The sequence below is a fragment of the Streptomyces sp. ICC1 genome, from assembly GCF_003287935.1.
GTDB lineage: Bacteria > Actinomycetota > Actinomycetes > Streptomycetales > Streptomycetaceae > Streptomyces > Streptomyces tritrimontium.
The window spans coordinates 4,912,692-4,935,461 of record NZ_CP030287.1 but is presented as its reverse complement, the minus strand read 5'-3'; the positions used below and the strand labels follow the sequence as shown (position 1 = coordinate 4,935,461).

Sequence of the window (22,770 nt, the reverse complement as noted above, 5' to 3'; positions counted from 1 at the left end):
GCAAACCACTTCAGACTTCCTGATTCCGGTGCGCCGGAATTCACTGTAAGTGCATCTGAAGTCTTTGGAGTGACCTGTGGCTGCCAACTGCGACGTTTGCGCCAAGGGGCCGAGCTTCGGCAACAGCATTTCCCACTCGCACCGCCGCACCTCGCGTCGCTGGAACCCGAACATCCAGCGTGTCCGTGCCGTGGTCAATGGGACGCCGAAGCGCCTCAACGCCTGCACCTCGTGCATCAAGGCCGGCAAGGTCTCGCGCTGACGCCTTCCGTCGTAGCGCAGTCCTTTCCGGTTGCTGAGAAGGCCGGTCCACCTGGTGGACCGGCCTCTTGCTTTGCCTGATCGAACCCGCAGGGCCTGCCCCATCCCGTGAAGTCGCGGGGTGGAGCAGGCCCTGCGGGCGTTTCAGCGCCGGCGCCAGGCGTGGTCCACCGGTCCGATGCCCGCGCCCAGCGCGAAGCCGGCCGCGATGGCGCCCGTGACGTACTCCTTGGCCTCCGTGACGGCCTCGGGGACCTCCCGGCCCATGGCCAGGCCCGCCGCGATCGCGCTGGCGAGCGTGCAGCCGGTGCCGTGCGTGTGCCGGTTGTCGTGGCGGGGGGCGCGGAGCCAGAGCTCGGTCGAGCCGTCCGTCAGCAGGTCCACGGCCTCGTCCCCGTGCACGGCGAGGTGGCCGCCCTTGACCAGCGCCCACGCCGGCCCGTAGGCGAGGACCGCGTCGGCGGCGCGGCGCATGTCGTCCTCGGTCCGCACGACAACGCCGGTGAGCTGGGTCACCTCGTCGAGGTTGGGGGTCGCCACGGTGGCCCGGGGCAGCAGTTCCTTGCGCACGGCGTCCAGCGCCGTGGCGGCGAGCAGCGGGTCCCCGTGCTTGGAGACCCCGACCGGGTCCACGACGGCCGGGGCGCGGGTCCCGGCGAGGAGCTCGGCGACGGTTTCCACGAGCACGGCGCTGGCGAGCATGCCCGTCTTGACGGCCTGCACGCCGATGTCGTCCACCACGGCCCTGTACTGGCCCTTGACGGCTTCGACGGGCAGTTCCCAGACGCCTTTGACACCGCGGGAGTTCTGCGCGGTCACAGCGGTCACCACGCTCATCCCGTGGACCCCGAGCGCCATCATCGTCTTGAGGTCGGCCTGGATGCCCGCGCCGCCGCCGGAGTCGGATCCGGCGACGGTCAGGCACAGCGGCGGGTGCGGGCGGCCCTGGGGGGACCCGCTCATCGCGGGACCTCCTCGGGGGCCTGGTCGCCGCCGAAGTGGTCCCAGCCGCCGGTGCTGGTCCAGGGGGCGCCGTCGACGGTCACCTGGGGCAGTGCGGAGCGGTTCTGCACCTCCCCGATGACCTTCCAGCGGGCGGGGAGCTTCACGTCGGGCGGGAAGGTGGCCACGATGGCGTGGTCCTCTCCCCCGGTCAGGACCCACTGGAGCGGGTCCACGCCGACGGCCTGGCCGATGTCGTGCATCTGCGTCGGGATGTCGACGGCCGCCGAGCGCAGGTCGATCCGTACCTTGCTGGCCTCGGCGATGTGCCCGAGGTCGGCGATCAGGCCGTCGCTGACGTCGGTCATGGCGGTGGCGCCGAGTCCGGCGGCCGCGGGGCCCGCGTGGTACGGCGGCTCGGGGCGCCGGTGGGCCTCGACGAAGGCCCGCGGCGAGCGGAAGCCGCGCGAGAGCACCGCGAAGCCGGCCGCGGACCAGCCGAGCCAGCCGGTGACGGCCACGACATCGCCGGGCTGGGCGCCGGAGCGCAGCACGGGCTCGTGGTTGCGCAGGTCGCCGAGCGCGGTGATGGCGACGGTGATGAGGTCGCCGCGGACCACGTCGCCGCCGACGACGGCCGCGCCGGCGACCTGGCATTCGTCGCGGATGCCGTCCATCAGCTCGGTGGGCCAGGTGACCGGCAGCTCGGCCGGGACGACGAGGCCGAGCAGGAGCGCGGTCGGCACCGCGCCCATGGCGGCGATGTCGGCGAGGTTCTGCGCGGCGGCCTTGCGGCCGACGTCGTAGGCCGTGGACCAGTCGCGCCGGAAGTGCCTGCCCTCCAGCAGGATGTCGGTGCTCGCCACGACCCGCCGGTCGGGGGCCGAGACCACCGCGGCGTCGTCGCCCGGTCCGACCCGGACCGCCGGGGTGGTGGTGAGCCGTGAGGTGAGCTCTCGAATGAGCCCGAACTCCCCCAGCTCGCCCACAGTGCCCTTCATCGCTGTGCCCCTTCTTGCCCAGTCCGCTTGCGGTCGCGAGCCGTCACAGCTCTGGGTACCGTCAACAGATACGTCAACTTCTGCTCTCCGTACGCCCCGCTCTGCGCGCCGCCGGACCCGCGGGTCTCCCCGCGGCGCTCGGCGACGCGGTACCGTGGCGTCCCTTCTTCCCTGGGCCCACCCGTCATCCCCGGGCCCACCCGAAGGGTAGGGGAAATGATCCTCGTGGCCGCCCTGGAGGTTCCGTGGTACAGGCGTACATCCTCATCCAGACCGAGGTGGGCAAGGCGTCGTTCGTCGCCGAGTCCATCGCGCAGATCGCGGGGGTGATCCAGGCCGAGGACGTGACGGGCCCGTACGACGTGATCGTGCGCGCCCAGGCCGACACCGTGGACGACCTCGGTCGCATGGTCGTGGCCAAGGTCCAGCAGGTGGAGGGGATCACCCGCACCTTGACCTGCCCGGTGGTCCATCTGTAGCCCCCGTCTACTCTTGGCCGGTGATGTCACGACACCGCCGGCCCTTCTCTCTGCTCGCCGCACTGACCGCGCTGGCCGCTCCGGCGGCCCTCGCGGGCTGTTCGCCGGGTGACTCCGAGGCTCGCGTGAGCCTTCCGTCCGCCCCGCCCGCCGATGTCGCGGGCTTCTGTGCGGCGTTGCACAAGGAGCTCCCCGGGACGGTGTCCGGCAAGGACCGGACTCCGGCGGTTCCGGCGTCCGATCTGACCGCCGCGTGGGGCGGCTCCGCGATCGTACTGCGGTGCGGTATCCCCAGGCCCGGGAAGATGCTGGATCCGAAGCAGGACGGCGTCGAGGTGAACGGTGTCGGCTGGCTCCTGGAGAAGCTGGACGACGGCGGCTACCGGTTCACCACCGGGATGCGGCTGGCGTACACGGAGGTCCTGGTCGACAAGGAGCATGCCACGGATGCGGGCATGCTGGTGGGCCTGTCCGCCGCGATCGCCAAGACCGTGCCGGAGGGCATCTCCTCGTACTGACCCGCGCGCCCGCCCGCCGGGCGGCGCGCCGCCCGGCGCCCGCACCTCACGAAGGACCGCCCGCCGGCCACCCCTCTCGGGCGGCCGGCGGGCGGTCCTTCGTGTGCGGCGGGGCCTAGCGCAGTCCGGTGGAGCGGCGCAGGGCGGCCTGGATCAGGCGGTCCACCAGCTCCGGGTACTCGATGCCCGACTCCTGCCACATCCGCGGGTACATGGAGATGGGGGTGAAGCCCGGCATCGTGTTGATCTCGTTGATGACGAAGGTGCCGTCCTCGGTCAGGAAGAAGTCGGCGCGCACCAGTCCCTCGCAGGACGCGGCGTCGAAGGCCTCGATCGCGAGCCTCTGGACCTCGGCGGTCTGCTCCGGGGTGAGCGGGGCGGGCACGATCCCGGAGGCGGCGTCGATGTACTTCGCCTCGAAGTCGTAGAAGTCGTGGCTGGAGACCGGCGGGATCTCGGCGGGCACGCTCGCGCGCGGCCCGTCCTCGAACTCCAGGACCCCGCACTCGATCTCGCGGCCGTGCAGCAGTGCCTCCACGATGATCTTCGGGTCGTGGCGGCGGGCCTCGCGGATCGCCGCGTCCAGCCCGGAGGCGTCGTCGACCTTGGTGATGCCGATCGAGGAGCCGGCCCGCGCGGGCTTGATGAACAGCGGCCAGCCGTGCTCGCCGGCGAAGTCCGCGATGCGGGCGAGGGCGCCCTCGCGGTCGTTCTCCCACTCGCGGGGGCGGATGGTCACGTACGGGCCGACGCGCAGCCCGAAGGACGTGAAGACCCGCTTCATGTAGTCCTTGTCCTGGCCGACGGCCGAGGCGAGGACGCCCGAGCCGACGTACGGGATGCCGGAGAGCTCCAGGAGGCCCTGGAGCGTGCCGTCCTCACCGTACGGGCCGTGCAGGACGGGGAAGACGACGTCGACCTCGCCCAGGGCCTTGGGGACGGCGCCCGGCTCGGTGTAGACGACCTCGCGGCTGGCCGGGTCGACGGAGAGCACCACGGCGCCGTCCTCGGACTCGGCGAGCTGCCCCACATTGGGGAGCCGGCCGCCGGAGATGGCCATCCGGGCGGGCTCGTCGGCGGTCAGCGCCCATCGGCCGTCCGTGGTGATGCCGATGGGCAGCACCTCGTACTTGGAGCGGTCGATGGAGCGCAGGACGGCGCCCGCGGTGACGACCGAGATGGCGTGTTCCGAGCTGCGGCCGCCGAACACGACGGCCACGCGGGGCTTGCGGCCCTGCTGCTCAGGGGTCTGGGGGAGGTTCTCGCTGCTCATATCGCCACGAGAGTACCCGCTCACGCGTCCGGAAAGCAGTCAGCGCCGTTCCGGTTTGGCGCTGCGCCCCATGAGCTCCTTGAGCGCGACCAGGGTGGGCTTGCCGTGGTGGACGATGTCGACGACGGTGTCGGTGATCGGCATGTCGACCCCGTGGCGGCGGGCCAGATCGGCCACGGACTGGCAGGACTTGACGCCCTCGGCGGTCTGCTTGGTGACCGCGATGGTCTCTTCCAGGGTCATCCCGCGGCCGAGGTTGGTGCCGAAGGTGTGGTTCCGGGAGAGCGGCGAGGAGCAGGTGGCGACGAGGTCGCCGAGGCCCGCGAGGCCGGAGAAGGTGAGCGGGTCGGCGCCCATCGCCAGGCCCAGGCGGGTGGCTTCGGCGAGACCGCGGGTGATGAGCGAGCCCTTGGTGTTGTCGCCGAGGCCCATCCCGTCCGCGATGCCGACGGCGAGGCCGATGACGTTCTTGACGGCGCCGCCGAGCTCGCAGCCGACGACGTCGGTGCTCGTGTACGGGCGGAAGTACGGGGTGTGGCAGGCGGCCTGGAGGCGCTGCGCCACGGCTTCGTCGACGCAGGCGACGACGGAGGCGGCGGGCTGCCGGGCGGCGATCTCGCGGGCCAGGTTGGGGCCGGTGACGACGGCGACGCGCCCGGCGGGGACCTTGGCCACCTCTTCGATGACCTCGCTCATCCGCTTGGCGGTGCCGAGTTCGACGCCCTTCATCAGGGAGACGAGCACGGTCTCGCGGGCCAGCAGCGGGGCCCAGTCGGCGAGGTTGCCGCGCAGGGTCTGCGAGGGGACCGCGAGGACAGTGAAGTCGGCGCCGGCCGCGGCCTCGGCCGGGTCGGTGGTGGCGCGGATGTTCGCGGGGAGTTCGATGCCGGGGAGATAGTCCGGGTTGGTCCGGCTGTCGTTGACGGCGTCGACGAGCTCTTGGCGGCGGCCCCACAGGACCACCTCGCACCCGGCGTCGGCGAGGACCATGGCGAAAGCCGTGCCCCAGGAGCCGGTTCCGAATACGGCTGCCTTCACGGGACGTGTCACTTGTTGCCCTCCCCCGCGGCCTTGCGCCGCTGTTCCGCCCTGGCCTTGCGATGGTCGTACGGCTGCGTGGGCGCCTGCTCCCCCCGCAGCTCCTCCAGCAGCCCGGTGACGGCCGCCATGATGACTTCGGTGACCTCCTTGAGGATCTCCGGAGTGGGTTCCCGGTCGTAGTACTCGGAGAGGTCCACCGGCGGTCCGGCGAGCACCTGGAGGGTCTTGCGCGGGAACAGGCTGAGCTTGTTCTCCTTGGCGTAGGGCGGCATCGCGAGGTTCGCGCCCCACTGGGCCACCGGAATGACGGGGGCCCTGGTCATGAGTGCCACGCGGGCGGCGCCGGTCTTGCCGGCCATCGGCCACATGTCGGGATCCCGGGTCAGGGTGCCTTCCGGGTAGAAAGCGACGCATTCGCCGCTCTCGATCGCGTCCACGGCGGCCCGGAATGCGTCCAGGGCGTTCGTGGACTCCCGGTAGACGGGGATCTGTCCGGAGCCGCGCAGGATCGCGCCGACAATGGGGACGTCGAAGAGGGCCGCCTTGCCGAGCAATCGGGGCACCCGGCCGGTGTTGTACTGGAAGTGCGCGTACGACAGCGGGTCCAGATACGAGTTGTGATTGACGGCGGTGATGAATCCGCCGTCGGCCGGAATATGTTCCATTCCCCGCCAGTCCCGCTTGAACAGCACTACCAGCGGCGGTTTCGCGATGGCCGCCGCAAGGCGGTACCAGAAGCCGATTCTGCGGCGGGACACTCGGACACCTTCCTCTAGGACCGGTGCGCGGCGTGGGCGCCTCGGGGCCGGACAAGTGTCGCCCCGGGTCCGGTCTCTGTCGAGAACACCGTACGCCCCGTCCACCCGGGTCAGGCCCCGGGTCGCCCGGCATGAGGTGACAATGGGCCGACGCATGACCAGGTCATGACCTGGTCATGGTCCGCGCGGCCGCGCGGGCACAACCGGAGGGAAGGGGTCCGTCACGAACGCCGTCTGGAGCCTGGTGGTCCCGCTGAAGCCCTTGGCGGTGGCCAAGAGCCGTCTCGCGGAAGCCGTCGGCGCGTCCCGGCCGGGCCTGGCCCTGGCCTTCGCGCTGGACACCGTCGCAGGGGCGCTGGCCTGCGCGGCCGTCGCCGATGTGGTGGTCGTCACGGACGACTCCGCGGCCGGGGCGGAACTGGCGCGACTGGGGGCGCGGATCGTCCCGGATTCCCCGGCCGCGGGGCTCAACGCGGCGCTGGCCCACGGGGCGCGGGAGATACGCACGGGCAGGCCCGGGGCGGCGGTGGCGGCGATGAACGCCGATCTGCCGGCGCTGCGGCCGCTCGAATTGCTACGCGTGCTCGAAACCGCATCGGCATTTCCCCGGGCATTTCTGGCGGATGCGGCGGGAATCGGGACGACCTTGCTTTCCGCTGCTCCGGACGTGGAATTGGCACCCTCGTTCGGCGGCCCGTCGCGAGCCCGGCATTCGGCCTCGGGGGCGGTGGAAATGGCCTTGGAAGGAGTCGACAGCCTGCGCCGGGACGTGGACACGGCGGCGGATCTGCGGACGGCCCTCACCCTCGGTGTGGGGCGCCATACGGCCCGATACAGTGCCCGTATGCAGGCGACCGCGTACACGTACGACTCCCAGACCCGCAGCGGCAGTGTGCTGCTGGACGACGGCACCCCGGTGCCCTTCGAGGCCCCGGCCTTCGACGCGGGCGGCCTGCGGCTGCTGCGCCCCGGGCAGCGGGTCCGGATCGAGACGGACGGCGAGGGCGCCGGCCTGCGGATCACGCTGGTCACGCTGCAGACGTTCTGAACTCCCCCGCCGCGGCCTTTGCGTCCGCGACCTGCGCGAACGCACCGCGGGCCGGCTTCCCCCCGATGGGGAAGCCGGCCCGGCGCGTGTGACCCGTGCCCTACTTGGTCTTGCGGGCGGTGGTCTTCTTCGCGGTGGCCTTGCGCGTCGCCGTCTTCTTGGCGGGCGCCTTCGTCGCCGCGGTGGCCTTCTTGGCCGCCGGCGCGGTCTTCTTCGCGGTGGCGGTGGTCTTCTTGGCCGCCGGGGCGGCCTTCTTGGCGACCGGCGCGGCCTTCTTCGCCGTGGCCGTGGCCTTCTTCGTGGTGGCCTTGACCGCCGTCTTCTTGACGGTGACGGTCTTCTTGGCCGTTGCCTTCTTCGCGACCGTGGTCTTCGCGGCCGCCTTCTTGGCGGTGGTGGCCTTCTTCGCCACGGCCTTCTTCACCGTGGCGGAGGCGGCGGAGGATCCGCCCGTGAGGCTGCCCTTCGGCGCCTTCTTCACCGACACCTCGCCGCCCTTGGGCAGCTTCTTGGTGCCGGCGACCAGGTCCTTGAACCCCTGGCCCGCACGGAAGCGGGGAACCGAGGTCTTCTTGACCCGGACGCGCTCACCCGTCTGCGGGTTGCGTGCGTAGCGGGCCGGGCGGTCGACCTTCTCGAACGAGCCGAAGCCCGTGACCGAGACCCGGTCGCCCGCGACGGTCGCGCGGACGATGGCGTCCAGTACCGCGTCGACAGCGTCCGCGGCCTGCTGACGGCCGCCCAGCTTGTCGGCAATCGCTTCTACGAGCTGCGCCTTGTTCAACGTCTTCCCCTTCGGAGACTTCGCCAGAACGAATGTGTTCAAGCTTATTTCGCACGTTAGGCGGATATATACCGCAAATCAAACACGAAACGGGCTTATCACCCTAGTGCCGCAACGCTGTAGGCCGTTACGGAGTTCCTTCGCATCAGTCGCCTTCAGGGAATCGACCCTCGTCGAGGTCCTTCATCAACCTGTCCAGGCGCCTTGCCGCATCGGCGAGATCATGCTTCGCCGCAGCCGTGACGACCAACAGCTTCCGGGACAGCGCCATCCTTACGCCCTCCGGGACTTGCAGTTCGCGCACCCTTGTGTGTGCTTCTTTCAATCGGTCCGCGACGAGTTCGTAGAGCTCAAGTTGACTGTCGCGTTCCATGCACAGATTGTGCCATCTGGGGCGAGTTGTCGCCTCACGGGGCCTCAACACACAGCTGTGCCCCCTGCCGGAAGGCAGGGGGCACAGTGTTGTCGATGTGATCGCCCTGGGGCGAATAAGCCCTGATCAGGCCGGAATCACGCCTGAATCGTGCGCGGCTTGTGGGTGGGCCGGCCGCTTTCGTAGGTGGCGATGTCCCCTTCGTTCTGAAGGGTGAGCGAGATGTCGTCCAGCCCCTCCAGCAGCCGCCAGCGGGCGTTGTCGTCGAGTTCGAACTCCGCCACGACGCCTTCGGCTCGGACCTGGCGGTCGACGAGGTCGACCGTGATCTCGGCGGTGGGGTCCGCCTCGGTCAGCTTCCACAGCCGGTCGACGGTCTCCTGCGGCAGGACGACGGTCAGCAGACCGTTCTTCAGCGAGTTGCCGCGGAAGATGTCGGCGAAGCGGGAGGAGATGACCGTCTTGAAGCCGAAGTTCTGCAGGGCCCAGACGGCGTGCTCGCGGGAGGAGCCGGTGCCGAAGTCGGGGCCGGCGACCAGGACGGTCGCGCCGGCGCGCTCCGGGCGGTTCGTGATGAACTCCGGGTCCTTGCGCCAGGCCTCGAAGAGCCCGTCCTCGAAGCCGTCGCGGGTGATCTTCTTCAGCCAGTGGGCCGGGATGATCTGGTCGGTGTCGACGTTGCTGCGGCGCAGCGGGACGGCCCGGCCGGTGTGGGTGGTGAAGGCTTCCATCGCTCTCAGACTCCTGCGGGGGCGGTCGCGGCCGACGAGCCGGCCAGGTCGGCGGGCGAGGCCAGGTGGCCCAGTACGGCGGTGGCGGCTGCCACCTGCGGGGAGACCAGGTGGGTGCGCCCGCCCTTGCCCTGCCGGCCCTCGAAGTTGCGGTTGGAGGTGGACGCGGAGCGCTCACCGGGCGCCAGTTGGTCGGGGTTCATGCCCAGGCACATCGAACAGCCCGCGTGCCGCCATTCGGCGCCGGCCTCCTTGAAGACCTTGTCCAGGCCCTCCGCCACGGCCTGCAGGGCGACCCGGACGGAGCCCGGGACGACCAGCATCCGTACGCCGTTGGCGACTTTGCGGCCCTCGATGATGCCGGCGACGGCGCGCAGGTCCTCGATGCGGCCGTTGGTGCAGGAACCTACGAAGACGGTGTCGACCTTGATGTCGCGCAGCGGCTGTCCGGCCGTCAACCCCATGTACTCCAGGGCCTTTTCGGCGGCGTGGCGCTCCGAAGCGTCTTCGTACGAAGCAGGGTCGGGGACGTTGGCCGACAGCGGCGAGCCCTGGCCCGGGTTGGTGCCCCAGGTGACGAACGGGGCCAGCGTGGTGCCGTCGACGACGACCTCGGCGTCGAAGACCGCGTCCTCGTCGGTGCGCAGGGTCTTCCAGTACGCGACCGCCGCGTCCCAGTCCTCGCCCACCGGGGCGTGGTCGCGGCCCTCGAGGTAGTCGAAGGTGGTCTGGTCGGGGGCGATCATGCCCGCGCGGGCGCCGGCCTCGATCGACATGTTGCAGATGGTCATGCGGGCTTCCATCGACAGCTGCTCGACGGCCTCGCCGCGGTACTCCAGGATGTAGCCCTGGCCGCCGCCGGTGCCGATCTTGGCGATGATGGCCAGGATCAGGTCCTTGGCGGTGACGCCCTCGGCCAGCGCGCCGGTGACGGTGATCGCCATCGTCTTGGGGCGGGCCAGCGGCAGCGTCTGGGTCGCCAGCACGTGCTCGACCTGGCTGGTGCCGATGCCGAAGGCCAGCGCGCCGAAGGCGCCGTGCGTGGAGGTGTGCGAGTCACCGCAGACCACGGTGGTGCCCGGCTGGGTCAGGCCCAGCTGCGGCCCCACGACGTGGACGACACCCTGCTCGACGTCGCCCAGCGAGTGCAGGCGCACGCCGAACTCGGCGCAGTTCTTGCGCAGCGTCTCCAGCTGGGTCCGGGAGACCGGATCGGCGATCGGCTTGTCGATGTCGATCGTGGGGGTGTTGTGGTCCTCGGTCGCGATGGTGAGGTCGAGACGGCGGACCTTGCGGCCGGCCTGGCGCAGCCCTTCGAAGGCCTGCGGGCTGGTCACCTCGTGCAGCAGGTGCAGATCGATGAAGAGGAGATCGGGCTCGCCCTCCGCGCGCCGGACGACATGGTCGTCCCAGACCTTCTCCGCGAGTGTCCTACCCATCGCTTTCCCTCCGGCCGGCCGGTTGTGCCGGCGCTTCATAGAGATCTTGTGTGCCTGACCGCCCGTACCCCACGTCCCGGACGACGGCTCGGACCCAGTGGTTCGTGGACCCGCACATACAGACTCGCTCGTTCTTGGAAAAATTGAACTTGCGTTTCACAGTGTGAGACGCGAATATCGTTTCATGGACAACTCTAGCGGCGTCGGCGTTCTCGACAAGGCAGCTCTGGTATTGAGCGCACTGGAGTCCGGTCCGGCCACCCTCGCCGGGCTGGTCGCGGCGACAGGGCTCGCACGACCCACGGCACATCGCCTTGCCGTGGCACTGGAACACCACCGGATGGTGGCGAGGGACATGCAGGGCCGGTTCATCCTCGGACCGCGGCTGGCGGAGCTCGCCGCCGCGGCCGGCGAGGACCGCCTGCTGGCCACGGCCGGACCGGTGCTCACCCACCTCCGGGACGTGACGGGCGAGAGCGCGCAGCTCTACCGGCGTCAGGGCGACATGCGGATCTGCGTGGCGGCCGCCGAGCGGCTGTCGGGCCTGCGGGACACCGTCCCGGTGGGCTCCACCCTCCCGATGAAGGCCGGCTCGGCCGCGCAGATCCTGATGGCCTGGGAGGAGCCCGAGCGGCTCCACCGCGGCCTGCAGGGCGCGCGCTTCACCGCGACGGCCCTCTCGGGCGTACGGCGCCGCGGCTGGGCACAGTCGATCGGCGAGCGGGAGCCCGGCGTGGCCTCCGTCTCCGCGCCGGTGCGCGGCCCCTCGAACCGGGTCGTGGCCTCCGTGTCGGTCTCCGGGCCGATCGAGCGCCTGACCCGGCACCCGGGGCGCATGCACGCCCAGGCCGTCATCGACGCGGCAGCGCGTCTGACCGAGGCCCTGCGCCGCTCCAGCTGACCTTCCGACCATCCACCAGTCCCCCGGGCCCGGGGGCGCGCACGACGCCGCACACGTCCGAACGCGCGCCTCCGGGCCCACACTTGTGTGCCGTGCCCGGGAACGAAGAAGAGGCCCTCCGCGATGAACGCGGAAGGCCTCTCCTGTGCGTACCCCCGACCGGATTCGAACCGGCGCTACCGCCTTGAGAGGGCGGCGTGCTAGGCCGCTACACAACGGGGGCTAGCTGTTACTGCGGTACTGCGCTGGGCTACCAGGACTCGAACCTAGAATAAGAGAACCAGAAACTCTCGTGTTGCCAATTACACTATAGCCCACAGGTCTAGACCAGCTAGACACCGTACCCCCGACCGGATTCGAACCGGCGCTACCGCCTTGAGAGGGCGGCGTGCTAGGCCGCTACACAACGGGGGCCCTAGCGATCCTGCATCAAAACATCCGGGTGCGACCCTGGAGATCTCGCGGGAAGGATCTGTACCCCCGACCGGATTCGAACCGGCGCTACCGCCTTGAGAGGGCGGCGTGCTAGGCCGCTACACAACGGGGGCAAGCACTGCGTTTACTACTGAACTGCGCTGGGCTACCAGGACTCGAACCTAGAATAAGAGAACCAGAAACTCTCGTGTTGCCAATTACACTATAGCCCACCAAAAGTCAAGCACCTGAGGTACTTTCCTTCGGTTAGCGCCTCCGGCCCGGCCTTTCGGCCCGCTCGGGCGGCGCAGAAAGAACATTACCGGATGGCTGACCGTGCTCCAAAACGGGTATCCCCGGCCAGCACCTGCGGGAGCCGGTCGAGTCCGGCGATCCGGTGCACGCCCTCGGGTCCGGGGCCGCGCGATCCGTCGCGGTCGAGCCACACGGCCGTCAGCCCGGCGTCACGGGCGCCGCGCGCGTCGATCTCCGGCTGGTCCCCCACGTAGACCACTTCCCCGGGTTCCAGCCCGAGCTCGTCGCACGCCGCGAGGAAGGCGGCGGCCTCGGGCTTGCTGACGCCCAGCTCGACGGCACACACCAGGACCTCGAAGCGGTCGCGCAGGCCGAGGTGGCGCAGCTTGGGGTCCTGGTTGGCCACGGAGGAGTTGGAGAGCACCCCGTGCCGGTAGCCGCCGGCGAGGGCGTCCAGTACGGGCACCACGTCGGGGAACAGCTCCCAGGCGGCCTGGTAGTGCTCGACGTACCGGCCGAACCAGTCGTCCGCCTGTACGTCGGTCATCGCGGGCGACCCGAGGAACTCCCGGACCCGGTCCCTGCGCTGCCCCTGGAAGGTCCCCTCCCCGGCGGCGAAGCGCTCCCAGTGCCGGTCGGTGATCCGCCGCCACAGGGCGAGCGCCTCGTGCGCGGTCCCGTACCGCTCGGCCAGCCCCTCGTCGGCGAGGTGCGCCACGAGCCCGGCCCGGTCGGCCCCGGTGTAGTCGAACAGGGTGTCGTCGATGTCCCACAGCACCGCGCGGATCGCCATGCGGCCGACCCTACGCCGGGGCCGACGCCCGCGGGGCCCGTTCCGGCTTCGTGGCCGAGCTCACACAACACCGCAGGGGGCGGCGGCCGGAGATCCGGCCGCCGCCCCCTGCGGGAACGCGGGAACCGCTACGCGGTGAGCTTCGCCAGGGTCGCGTCGACGCGGGCCAGGGCGCGGTCCTTGCCCAGGATCTCCAGGGACTCGAAGAGCGGGAGGCCGACCGTGCGGCCGGTGACCGCGACGCGGACCGGGGCCTGCGCCTTGCCGAGCTTGAGGCCGTGGGCCTCGCCGGCGGTGAGGACCGCCTGCTTGAGGGACTCGGGGTCCGACCAGTCCGCGGCGGCCAGGTTCTCGCGGGCCGTCGCCAGCAGGGCCGCCGGGTCGCCCTTCATCGCCTTGTCCCACGAGGCCTGGTCCTCGACCGGCTCCTTCAGGAACAGGAAGTCGACGTTGGCCGTGATGTCGGACAGGACCGTGACGCGGGTCTGGGCGTGGGGCGCGATGCGCTCCCAGGCCTCGGCGTCGAAGTCCTCGGGCGCCCAGTTGGCGTGCGGGGCCGTGAGCCACGGGGCGCAGGCGTCCGCGAAGGCCTTGGGGTCCAGCTGCCGGATGTGGTCGGCGTTGATCGCCTCGGCCTTCTTGAGGTCGAAGCGGGCCGGGTTGGCGTTGACGTCCGGGATGTCGAACTTCGCCACCATCTCCTCGATCGAGAAGATGTCCTGGTCCTTGGAGAAGGACCAGCCGAGGAGCGAGAGGTAGTTCAGCAGGCCCTCGGGCAGGAAGCCGCGCTCGCGGTAGAGGTTGAGCGAGGACTCCGGGTCGCGCTTGGAAAGCTTCTTGTTGCCCTCGCCCATGACGTACGGCAGGTGGCCGAACTCGGGGACGCCCTTGGCGATGCCCAGCTCGATCAGCGCCCTGTAGAGCGCGATCTGGCGGGGGGTGGAGGAGAGCAGGTCCTCGCCGCGCAGGACGTGGGTGATCTCCATCAGCGCGTCGTCGACCGGGTTGACGAGCGTGTAGAGCGGGGCGCCGTTGGCCCGGACGATGCCGAAGTCCGGCACGTTCTCCGGGGTGACGGAGATCTCGCCGCGGACCAGGTCCGTGAAGGTGATGGTCTCGTCGGGCATCCGGAAGCGGACGATCGAGGCGCGGCCCTCGGTCTCGTACGCGGTCTTCTGCTCGGCGGTGAGGTCGCGGCAGTGGCCGTCGTAGCCGGAGGGCTTGCCGGCGGCGCGGGCGGCGTCGCGGCGGGCGTCCAGCTCCTCGGTGGTGCAGTAGCAGCTGTAGGCGTAGCCGCCGTCCTGGAGCTTCTTCGCGACGTCCGCGTAGATGTCCATGCGCTCGGACTGGCGGTACGGGGCGTGCGGGCCGCCCACCTCGGGGCCCTCGTCCCAGGTGAAGCCGAGCCAGCGCAGCGAGTCGAGCAGCTGCCCGTACGACTCCTCGGAGTCGCGGGCCGCGTCGGTGTCCTCGATGCGGAAGACGAACGTACCGCCGTGGTGGCGGGCGAACGCCCAGTTGAAGAGGGCCGTGCGGACCAGGCCCACGTGGGGGTTGCCGGTCGGGGAGGGACAGAAACGTACGCGGACGTTCGCGTTAGCCACGCTTGATCACCTTGTTGGTGAGAGTGCCGATGCCTTCGATGGTGACGGCGACCTCGTCGCCGACGTTGAGGGGGCCGACTCCGGCCGGGGTCCCCGTGAGGATGACGTCGCCCGGGAGCAGCGTCATGGCCTCGGTGATGTGCACGATCAGGTCCTCGACGGAGCGGACCATGTCACTGGTGCGGCCGAGCTGGCGCTGTTCGCCGTTGACGGTGCACTGGACGGCCAGGTCGCTCGGGTCCAGATCGGTCTCGATCCAGGGGCCGAGGGGGCAGGCGCTGTCGAAGCCCTTGGCCCGGGCCCACTGCTTCTCGCGCTGCTGGACGTCGCGCGCGGTGACGTCGTTGGCGCAGGTGTAGCCGAGGATGACGTCCTTGACCCGCTCGCGCGGGACCTCGCGGCACATGCGGCCGATGACCACGGCGAGCTCGGCCTCGTGGTGGAGGTCCTGGGAGAAGGAGGGGTACGTGATCGGGTCGCCCGAGCCGACCACCGAGGTGGAGGGCTTGAAGAAGGTGATCGGGGCGTCCGGACGGCCTTCACTGTCGAAGATGGCGTTGCCCAGCTCCGCCGCGTGCTCCGCGTAGTTGCGGCCGATGGCCACGATCTTGCTCGGGAGCACGGGCGGCAGCAGCCGGACCTTGCTCAGCGGGACCTTCGTGCCGGAGAGCTCGAAGTCCGCGAACGGGATGCCCTTGATGATGTCGAGGACGAGCTCACCTTCGGCGCCGGGGGCAGTGCTGCCCTCGACCGCGCCGAACGCGACATTGCCGTCGATCGAGAACCTGGCGATGCGCACGTGTTGCGTCTGCCCCTCTGTATTTCCGCTGGCTGGAGTCTGCGGACTCCAGGCTAACGCGGAGGGGGCCGACGCTTCGCGCGGCTTTCGCCGGACACCCCCGCTACTGCGCGGCGGCGGCGACCGGCGCGTCCATCAGGATGGTGCGGAGCGGGTTCGCGGTCTGGGCCGGCAGCTCGACGGTGTGCTCCGGGACCGGTACGGCCTGCAGCTCCTCGGCGTCCTTGAGGTGCGCGAGGGTGGTGCGGCGCGGGTTGGCTATGTTGCGGAACATCATCGTCGTCTTCATCGGAGTCTGGGGCCCTCGGCTCGCTCGGTCGGATGTGGCGGCGGCTGCCGCCGGTGATGCCTCCGGGATGCCGCTTGTCGCACGCGTCAACCCTGTAAAGCTCAAGGCTAAACATCTGGATCCCCCGCCGAACCGGGAAGTAATGGCCACGGCTGTGTGAGTTTGCTCACCCGTGACCGGTTATTAGGGGCATATCGGGCAGTCAATTACACGCGGAAAAACGGACATTGCGCCACTGAATGAGCCATTCCGCTCCCGATCATCGCGACTTGGGCACCTTGACAGGCGTGGAGTTTGGGCGGCGTAAGTCCGATTCCAGATGAATTCGCCCCCACGCCCAGTAGTGCGTGCGTCACAAGCCGTGACCGACTCACCGGGCCGACACTCGCACCTTGTTGGAGATCCGCCTCTGTGCTGGAATTCGCGGGACCGCCGCGGGAATCAGCCGGCGCGCAGGTGGCGCGAGACAGCGCCGAGCGCGGCGGCAACGGAGAGGGAGACGCGCCGGTCACCGACGACCACCATGGGGCGCATTGCCCCACGACTCGACACCGTCCCACCGGTCGCCCGGCGGGACGCCTGGTCCAGAGGTTGCGACGCTAGTGCAGGGACGATTCAAGAGGGATGGCAGCGCTGCGGCGGAGCAGGAGCCGCGCGGCGGGACCGACCGTGGCTCCTCGCCCCAGCACGCCCAAAACCGCGGGCCGGCTGTCGAAGGCGGGGGCCCCGATGCCTCCGCCGCGGTGAAGGCGAAGGGACGCGCCAAGCCCAAGGGCGCGCCCCGGGACAACGACGAGTCGGCCGAGCGCGACACGGCGATACCCCAGGCCCCCCGTGGGTCCGGTTCCCGTCTCGCCATGCAGAACTGGCGCATCAGCACGCGACTCGTGTCGCTGCTGACCCTGCCGGTCGTCGCCGCCACCACGCTCGGTGGCTTCCGCATCAACGACTCGCTCACCGACATCGAGCAGCTCGAGCACATGCAGCTGCTGACGACCATGACCCGGCAGGCCACCAACCTGGCCGCCATGCTGCAGGCCGAGCGTGACAACTCCGCCGGCCCGCTGTCCGTCCCCGGCGCCGCGGGCAAGCCCAACAGCCTCGTCCTGGGCGTCCGCGACCAGACCGACTCCGCCGCCAAGGCCTTCGCCGCCGCGACCGACAAGGTCGACAACGCGGAGGACAAGGACGAGACGCTCAAGTCGATCCGCAACAACATCCTGCAGATCGGCCGCCAGCTCGCCAACCTCCAGCTCATCCGCGACAAGGCGTACCTGAACAGCGCCCAGCAGACCGTCACCGAGTACAACTCGCTGATCGTCTCGCTGCTCTCGCTCTCGCAGGACATGGCCCAGGCCACCTCGAACCCCGAGATGATCAAGCGCACCCGCGCGCTGGCGGCGTTCTCCTCCGCCAAGGAGTACGCCTCCATCCAGCGCGCGATCATCGCGGCCGCGCTCCCCGAGGACCCCGCCAAGGGCGGAAACCTCAGCGAGAACGACCGGCTGTACGCCCTCTCCGCGCTGCACGGCGAGGAGCAGTCGAAGAAGACCTTCGAGCTCGTCTACCAGGGCAAGCCCGAGGAACTCCTCTCGGTGCTCGGCGACGGCAACCAGGAGATCGGCACCGCCGACCACTACGCCCGCCGCGTCCTGAACGCCAAGGACCAGTTCGCCAAGGAGAAGAACCGGTCCTGGATGGACTGGTACGACGCGGACGACACCAAGCTCCAGGCCATGAAGGTCATCGAGCTCACCCTGCTCGAGGACATGGAGCAGAAGGCCCGCGAGCTCAAGAACGAGTCCCAGCGCGACGCCATCATCAACGGTGTCCTGATCCTCCTCGTCCTCGGCGTCTCCCTCGTCGGCGCCTTCGTCATGGCCCGCTCGATGATCCGCTCGCTGCGCCGCCTGCAGGACACCGCGACCCGCGTCGCCCAGGACCGGCTGCCCGAGCTCGTCAAGCAGCTGTCCGAGTCCGACCCGCAGGACGTGGACACCACGGTGGAGTCCGTCGGCCTGCACACCCGCGACGAGATCGGCCAGGTGGCCGCGGCCTTCGACGACGTGCACCGCGAGGCCGTCCGCCTCGCCGCCGAGCAGGCCCTCCTGCGAGGCAACGTCAACGCGATGTTCACCAACCTCTCGCGCCGCTCGCAGGGCCTCATCCAGCGCCAGCTCTCGCTCATCTCCGAGCTGGAGTCCCGCGAGGCCGACCCGGACCAGCTCTCCTCGCTCTTCAAGCTCGACCACCTCGCGACCCGCATGCGCCGTAACGGCGAAAACCTCCTCGTCCTCGCGGGCGAGGAGCCGGGCCGCCGGTGGACCCGCCCCGTCCCGCTCGTCGACGTGCTCCGCGCCGCGGCGTCCGAGGTGGAGCAGTACGAGCGCATCGAACTCTCCTCGGTGCCCGGCACCGAGGTCGCCGGCCGCGTCGTCAACGACCTCGTGCACCTGCTCGCCGAGCTGCTGGAGAACGCGACCTCGTTCTCCTCCCCGCAGACCAAGGTCAAGGTCACCGGTCACGCGCTGCCCGACGGCCGCGTGCTCGTCGAGATCCACGACACCGGCATCGGCCTCTCCCCCGAGGACCTCGCCGCGATCAACGAGCGGCTCGCGTCGCCGCCGACCGTGGACGTCTCCGTCTCCCGCCGCATGGGCCTGTTCGTGGTCGGCCGCCTGTCCCTGCGACACGGCATCCGCATCCAGCTGCGCCCCTCCGACTCGGGCGGTACGACGGCCCTCGTCATGCTCCCGGTGGACGTCGCCCAGGGCGGCAAGAAGCCGGCTCCGATGCCCGGCCAGGGCGGTCCCGGCGGCGCCGGCGCCCAGGGCGGTCCCGGTCAGGGCCTTCCCGGCGCGCAGCCGCAGGGCTCGCTCCCCGGTCCCGGTGCACGGCCCCCCGTGGGCGCCGGCGCGCAGCGCGGCCAGGTCGCCGGCGGCGCCCAGCGCGCGGCCCTGCCCGGCCAGAACGGAGCCCCCGGCGGGCAGCGTCCCCAGGGTCCCGGCCAGCAGGGCGGTCCGCAGGGTCCGCAGGCCGGCCGTCCCCCGCAGCAGCAGGGTGCTCCCGGCGGGCAGACGCAGAGCGCCTTCGGCTCCGGCGCCCCGCTGCCGGGCCGCGGTCCGGTCTCCGGTCCCGGTCCCGGCGCTCCCGGTGGCTTCGGCGGTCCGCAGGCCCGCCCGGTCGGTGGCCCCGCGGCTTCCGGCCCCGGCGGCTTCCCGCAGGGCAACGGCTTCGAACGTCCGCAGCCGCCCCAGCAGCAGCCGCAGCAGATGCCGATGCAGCCCCAGCAAGCGCAGCAGGCGCAGCAGGCGCAGCAGCAGACCGGCGCTCCCGCGGCTCCGGCCGCGCGCGGTCCCCGGCCGCAGCTGCCGCCGCGCGGTGGCGCTCCCCGTCCGGAACTCCCGGGTGCGGGCACCGGCCCCGCCGCGGTCCCGCAGGCCACCAGCTGGGGCTCGGCCCAGCGCGGGCACGACGTGCCGCGCGGCCACGACGAGCTGTCGGGCCCCGGTTCGACCTCCGAGTTCCCGCGTCCCGACTTCAACGCCCCGGCCCCCCAGGGCGGCGGCGTACGGGCCGACTACACCGACAACAGCGGTACGGGCCAGTTCCCCCGCCCGGACTTCGCGGACCCCGCCTCCACCGGCCAGTTCCCCCGCCCGGACTTCCAGGGCCAGCGGCCCGGCGGTCCCGGTGTCGGCGGCTACGGCCAGCCGGGCCAGGTCCCGCAGCCCCAGGGCGAGTACGCCCCCGTACCGCCCGCGCGCCCGGAGGCTCCGCGGCTTCCGCAGGCGCCCCGCCAGCCGGAGGCGCTGCCCCCGGCCGGACCGAGCGCCGGCGGCCGCAGCCCGATCTTCGACACGCTGGAGTCGAACTGGTTCCGCCAGGAGGGCAACCAGCCCCCCGCGCAGGCGCCGGCGGTACCTCAGCAGCCCGCTCCCGCGGCTCCGGCCGTGGCCTCCCCCCAGCGCCCGCAGCAGCCTTCGCTGCCGCAGCGCGGCCTGGAGCAGGCGCCTGTCGAGCCGGCCGAGCCGGCGCAGGCTCAGACCGGCGCGATGCCGACCGTGAGCTGGCGCTCCTCGCCGAACGACGAGCTGATGCGGCAGGCCGAGCGCGTGCGCCAGCCCGCCGCGGGCGGCATCACCACCTCGGGGCTGCCCCGCCGGGTACCGCGGGCGAACCTCGTGGCCGGCACCGCGCAGCAGCAGGCCGAGGCACAGGCCGGTCCGCAGGTCTCGCGCGCACCGGACGACGTCCGCGGCCGCCTGACCAACCTGCGACGCGGTATCCAGCAGGGGCGCCAGGCCGGCAACAACGGCCCGGCCACCGGCAGCCACCACATCGACCCCACTTACCAGCAGGAGCGATAGTTGAGTTCGATGAGCCAGGCGGCACAGAACCTGAACTGGTTGATCACCAACTTCGTGGACAACACCCCCGGGGTGTCCCACACGGTGGTGGTCTCCGCCGACGGCCTCCTGCTGGCGATGTCCGAGGGTTTTCCCCGTGACCGCGCCGACCAGCTGGCGGCCGTCGCCTCCGGCCTGACCTCGCTGACCGCGGGAGCCTCCCGCATCTTCGAGGGCGGCGCCGTAAATCAGACCGTGGTCGAGATGGACCGCGGCTTCCTCTTCCTCATGTCCGTCTCCGACGGATCCTCGCTGGCCGTGCTCGCCCACCCCGAGTGCGACATCGGCCTCGTGGGCTACGAGATGGCCCTCCTCGTGGACCGCGCCGGCAGTGTCCTCACCCCGGACCTGCGCGCGGAACTGCAGGGAAGCCTGCTCATCTGACTGCACACCTCCCGGCCGGACGGTACTTCCGGCCGGGAGCCCGGGGCACCCGCCCCGGAACCCAGTACCCCCGCCAGGCCGTCATACCGTCCCCCCACCCGCCGCCCCGCCAGCCGGCACGCCGACCACTCCTGTCCCCCCCCGAGGATCAATCACCCCCCCCCCCACCCCCCCCCCTCCTGACGATACCTCCTACCCGAATGGGCACCACCGGCTGGTCTTCTGTACCCCCCTGCCGCTCGGGCGGTGGGGAGGGCCCGGACACCGCCGTGTCCGCTAGCGTGTCCGGAGCACTGCACGTGCAGTGCATATGCGGTGGTCATAGCAGCGGTCCGTGGATGCCGAACGCACCGGCGCGCCACCGCACCGCTCACCCCGCACCGCTCACCCCGCACCGCTCACCCCGCACCGCTCACCCCGCACCGCTCACCCCGTGCCGCGCACCCCGCACGACTCGCCTCGTGCCGCTCGGCACGGCCCCGCGTCCACACCGTCAGGGATCCGCCCATGCGCCAGAACCCGGAGCGCCGCGCCGCGCTGCTCGACGCCGCCATCGAAGTCCTCGCCCGCGAGGGCTCCCGGGGGCTGACCCTGCGCGCGGTGGACGCGGAGGCCGGGGTCCCGACCGGCACCTCCTCCAACTACTTCGCCAACCGGGCCCAGCTGCTCGTGCAGATCCTGCACCGCACCCGGGTGCGGCTGACCCCCGGCCCCGAGGACCTGGCCGGCCCCTTCGACACGAAGGTGCTCCTCCTGCGGCTCCTCGAGCGCATGCGCCGCGAGCGCAGCGTCCACACCGCGATGCTGGAACTGCGGCTCGAAGCCACCCGGCGGCCCGAGCTCCAGAGCGAGCTGGCCGGATTCCAGGGCGCCGAGCTGGAGGCGAACATCGCCTGGCACCTGGAGGCCGGTCTGCCGGGGGACCGGCAGGGAGTGGTCCTGATGTACCTGGCCATGCTCGGCCTGATCGTGGACGACCTGACCGCGCCCGGGCTGCTGGATCCCCATCCGGTGGAGGGGCTCATCGAAGCGATGGTCGAGCGCCTCCTCCCGGAGCGCCCCGCCGACTGACTATCGTGCCCGTGGGGGAGCACCGGCACGAAGCGCGGGAGGGCACCGTGGAGATGACGGACATCACCGGCAGCGGCGGGAACGCGGGCGGTGGCACGGGCGGCGACGCCGGGATCCAGTGGCTGGCGGACTGGGACGCCTGGTACGTCAGCCTGACCTTCGCCCGGGGCATCGGCCCCGAGGAGCTGGCGTCACGGCTGGGCGCGCTGCCCGGCCTCCACCCGGGGCCGCTGGGCGCCATCGACGCGTGGAGCATGGTCACCGAGACCGTGGACGGCGACGGGGTGGCGCGGGTCGGCAGCTGGGGCGGCTGGTCCTTCGCCGTGGAGCACGGCATGCCGGCCGGGGCGCAGCGCCTCGCCGAGATCTCCCTCGGCGGCGTCGAGGCGGTTCACCTCGACCCGCAGCCGGACCATCCGCCCAAGCAGTTCGCGTACGCCCGCGACGGCGAGCTGGTCTGCTGCTTCGGGCTGGGGGAGGAGTTCTGGCGCGGCGGGCACCGGCCCGACTTCCTCCTGCCGGAGCTGGTCGCGGCCAAGATCCTCACCCCGGACGGCTGCTACGCCCGCCCCGAGGAGGAGCCGTCCGGGGAGCGCGACCGCCTCACCCTCTCCGTCCTGGAGCACCGGTTCGCCCTGTCCCTCCCGCGCCGCCTCGTCGAGGAGACCCCGCTCCCGGCCTTCGTGACCTGCACGCAGTAGGGCCCGGCTCCACGGCAGTTGTTGATCTTATGCTCAGGTTTACGCGCGTCCGCTGGTTTTGCGGCCGGTGAGGGACTTTGATGGGATTGCCAGGCCTCGTACCGGAGCAGGGGGACCACTCATGGGCACCGACCGCAGCCAGAAGGACAGTTCGGACAGCAGTACCGCAACCGCCGCCGCACCCACCCTCATCGGTTCCGTGCAGCGGGCGCTGCGCCTCGTGGAGGCGATGAACGCGGAGGGCGGTGCGACCGCCAAGCGGCTCGCGCGCGTCACCGGCATTCCGCTGCCCACCGTCTACCACCTGCTGCGCACCCTCAGCCACGAGGGCTACGTACGGCGCGAGGGCGGCACTTTCCGGCTCGCGGACGATCTGCCGCTGCCGCTCGCCTCGTGAATTGGGGGGCGGTGCGGCCCGTGTGGGGCGGGTGATTTACCGGCAATGATCAAATTCCGATGGGTTCCGGCCAAGCTGTCACGTGCTACCGCGCATGTTCCAGCG

Annotated in this window: 21 protein-coding genes, 5 tRNA genes and 2 pseudogenes; 10 read left to right on the top strand and 18 right to left on the bottom strand. The window is 71.1% G+C overall.

The genetic code is table 11. The features are described from left to right. Positions 1–76 precede the first annotated feature (76 nt). A complete protein-coding gene (rpmB, locus tag DRB96_RS23370; RefSeq protein WP_073911113.1) occupies positions 77–262 on the top strand; it encodes a 50S ribosomal protein L28 in 186 nt (61 codons plus the stop codon). 143 nt (positions 263–405) lie between these two features. Here the strand turns inward: rpmB and thiD are convergent, their stop codons facing one another. Further along, a complete protein-coding gene (gene thiD, locus DRB96_RS23365) occupies positions 406–1,224 on the bottom strand; it encodes a bifunctional hydroxymethylpyrimidine kinase/phosphomethylpyrimidine kinase (RefSeq protein WP_112450220.1) in 819 nt (272 codons plus the stop codon). Beyond that, the gene (locus tag DRB96_RS23360; protein ID WP_112450219.1) at positions 1,221–2,204 is read right to left on the bottom strand and encodes a thiamine-phosphate kinase; all 984 of its coding nucleotides are present in this window, start codon (positions 2,202–2,204) and stop codon (positions 1,221–1,223) included. Before DRB96_RS23360 ends, thiD begins: the two co-directional genes overlap by 4 nt. A 245-nt stretch (positions 2,205–2,449) precedes the next feature. Between DRB96_RS23360 and DRB96_RS23355 the strand changes: the two genes are divergently transcribed. Both DRB96_RS23355 and DRB96_RS23350 read left to right on the top strand, forming a co-directional pair. Next, a complete protein-coding gene (locus DRB96_RS23355; protein WP_112450218.1) occupies positions 2,450–2,683 on the top strand; it encodes an Lrp/AsnC ligand binding domain-containing protein in 234 nt (77 codons plus the stop codon). Between the two features lie 23 nt (positions 2,684–2,706). After that, entirely contained in the window at positions 2,707–3,201 is a 495-nt protein-coding gene (locus tag DRB96_RS23350) for a DUF3515 domain-containing protein (RefSeq protein WP_112450217.1), read from the top strand. Between the two features lie 115 nt (positions 3,202–3,316). Here DRB96_RS23350 and DRB96_RS23345 read toward each other — a convergent pair whose 3' ends face one another. Genes DRB96_RS23345 through DRB96_RS23335 form a run of 3 tightly spaced genes read right to left on the bottom strand, consistent with a single transcriptional unit; the run spans position 3,317 to position 6,273 of the window. Continuing rightward, complete coding sequence (locus DRB96_RS23345) at positions 3,317–4,474, bottom strand: D-alanine--D-alanine ligase family protein (protein ID WP_112450216.1); 1,158 nt, start codon at positions 4,472–4,474, stop codon at positions 3,317–3,319. Positions 4,475–4,513: 39 nt separating this feature from the next. Continuing rightward, the gene (locus tag DRB96_RS23340) at positions 4,514–5,524 is read right to left on the bottom strand and encodes an NAD(P)H-dependent glycerol-3-phosphate dehydrogenase (RefSeq protein WP_112450215.1); all 1,011 of its coding nucleotides are present in this window, start codon (positions 5,522–5,524) and stop codon (positions 4,514–4,516) included. After that, positions 5,521–6,273, bottom strand: a complete 753-nt coding sequence (locus tag DRB96_RS23335; protein WP_112450214.1) for a lysophospholipid acyltransferase family protein — start codon at positions 6,271–6,273, stop codon at positions 5,521–5,523. Before DRB96_RS23335 ends, DRB96_RS23340 begins: the two co-directional genes overlap by 4 nt. Before the next feature lie 241 nt (positions 6,274–6,514). Between DRB96_RS23335 and cofC the strand changes: the two are divergent. Further along, positions 6,515–7,114, top strand: a pseudogene (gene cofC / locus DRB96_RS23330) (2-phospho-L-lactate guanylyltransferase); the annotation flags it as partial. Between the two features lie 307 nt (positions 7,115–7,421). Here the strand turns inward: cofC and DRB96_RS23325 are convergent. From DRB96_RS23325 to leuC, 4 genes are all read right to left on the bottom strand, one after another. After that, positions 7,422–8,105: an HU family DNA-binding protein gene (locus DRB96_RS23325; RefSeq protein ID WP_112450212.1), complete on the bottom strand. Its 684-nt coding sequence runs from the start codon at positions 8,103–8,105 to the stop codon at positions 7,422–7,424. A gap of 145 nt (positions 8,106–8,250) precedes the next feature. Further along, positions 8,251–8,478 carry a hypothetical protein gene (locus DRB96_RS23320; protein ID WP_112450211.1) on the bottom strand — a complete coding sequence of 76 codons (228 nt, stop codon included), beginning with the start codon at positions 8,476–8,478 and terminating at the stop codon, positions 8,251–8,253. Between the two features lie 137 nt (positions 8,479–8,615). Next, positions 8,616–9,209, bottom strand: coding sequence for a 3-isopropylmalate dehydratase small subunit (gene leuD, locus DRB96_RS23315; protein ID WP_112450210.1), 594 nt, complete (start codon positions 9,207–9,209; stop codon positions 8,616–8,618). A gap of 5 nt (positions 9,210–9,214) precedes the next feature. Next, on the bottom strand, positions 9,215–10,648 hold the full coding sequence (gene leuC / locus DRB96_RS23310; RefSeq protein WP_112450209.1) for a 3-isopropylmalate dehydratase large subunit: 1,434 nt from the start codon (positions 10,646–10,648) through the stop codon (positions 9,215–9,217). A gap of 184 nt (positions 10,649–10,832) precedes the next feature. On the opposite strand from leuC, the gene ndgR reads away from it, so the two are divergent. Continuing rightward, positions 10,833–11,549, top strand: coding sequence for an IclR family transcriptional regulator NdgR (ndgR, locus tag DRB96_RS23305; protein WP_112450208.1), 717 nt, complete (start codon positions 10,833–10,835; stop codon positions 11,547–11,549). A gap of 150 nt (positions 11,550–11,699) precedes the next feature. On the opposite strand, the gene DRB96_RS23300 is transcribed toward ndgR, so the two are convergent. From DRB96_RS23300 to DRB96_RS23260, 9 genes are all read right to left on the bottom strand, one after another. Next, positions 11,700–11,772, bottom strand: a tRNA-Glu gene (locus tag DRB96_RS23300). 22 nt (positions 11,773–11,794) lie between these two features. Beyond that, positions 11,795–11,866 (bottom strand) — tRNA-Gln (locus DRB96_RS23295). 24 nt (positions 11,867–11,890) lie between these two features. Then, positions 11,891–11,963 (bottom strand) — tRNA-Glu (locus DRB96_RS23290). Positions 11,964–12,024: 61 nt separating this feature from the next. Continuing rightward, positions 12,025–12,097, bottom strand: a tRNA-Glu gene (locus tag DRB96_RS23285). Positions 12,098–12,124: 27 nt separating this feature from the next. Then, positions 12,125–12,196: transfer RNA gene (locus DRB96_RS23280), tRNA-Gln, on the bottom strand. A gap of 86 nt (positions 12,197–12,282) precedes the next feature. After that, positions 12,283–13,011: an HAD family hydrolase gene (locus DRB96_RS23275; RefSeq protein WP_112450207.1), complete on the bottom strand. Its 729-nt coding sequence runs from the start codon at positions 13,009–13,011 to the stop codon at positions 12,283–12,285. Between the two features lie 128 nt (positions 13,012–13,139). Then, on the bottom strand, positions 13,140–14,615 hold the full coding sequence (gene gltX / locus DRB96_RS23270; protein WP_112450206.1) for a glutamate--tRNA ligase: 1,476 nt from the start codon (positions 14,613–14,615) through the stop codon (positions 13,140–13,142). Next, positions 14,608–15,414: a fumarylacetoacetate hydrolase family protein gene (locus tag DRB96_RS23265; RefSeq protein ID WP_112450205.1), complete on the bottom strand. Its 807-nt coding sequence runs from the start codon at positions 15,412–15,414 to the stop codon at positions 14,608–14,610. The genes gltX and DRB96_RS23265 overlap by 8 nt, the downstream gene beginning before the upstream one ends. A gap of 103 nt (positions 15,415–15,517) precedes the next feature. Continuing rightward, on the bottom strand, positions 15,518–15,703 hold the full coding sequence (locus tag DRB96_RS23260) for a hypothetical protein (protein WP_112450204.1): 186 nt from the start codon (positions 15,701–15,703) through the stop codon (positions 15,518–15,520). A gap of 602 nt (positions 15,704–16,305) precedes the next feature. Between DRB96_RS23260 and DRB96_RS23255 the strand changes: the two genes are divergently transcribed. The 5 genes and pseudogenes from DRB96_RS23255 to DRB96_RS23235 form a co-directional block, all read left to right on the top strand. After that, entirely contained in the window at positions 16,306–20,073 is a 3,768-nt protein-coding gene (locus DRB96_RS23255; protein WP_112450203.1) for a nitrate- and nitrite sensing domain-containing protein, read from the top strand. 9 nt (positions 20,074–20,082) lie between these two features. Further along, complete coding sequence (locus DRB96_RS23250) at positions 20,083–20,496, top strand: roadblock/LC7 domain-containing protein (RefSeq protein ID WP_008739864.1); 414 nt, start codon at positions 20,083–20,085, stop codon at positions 20,494–20,496. 507 nt (positions 20,497–21,003) lie between these two features. Then, positions 21,004–21,567 (top strand): TetR/AcrR family transcriptional regulator, encoded by a 564-nt coding sequence (locus DRB96_RS23245; RefSeq protein ID WP_112450202.1) that lies wholly within the window; start codon positions 21,004–21,006, stop codon positions 21,565–21,567. An 11-nt stretch (positions 21,568–21,578) separates the two neighbouring features. After that, positions 21,579–22,268, top strand: a complete 690-nt coding sequence (locus DRB96_RS23240; protein ID WP_239516295.1) for a hypothetical protein — start codon at positions 21,579–21,581, stop codon at positions 22,266–22,268. A gap of 121 nt (positions 22,269–22,389) precedes the next feature. Further along, positions 22,390–22,632 (top strand): annotated as a pseudogene (locus tag DRB96_RS23235) (helix-turn-helix domain-containing protein); the annotation flags it as partial. Positions 22,633–22,770 lie beyond the last annotated feature (138 nt).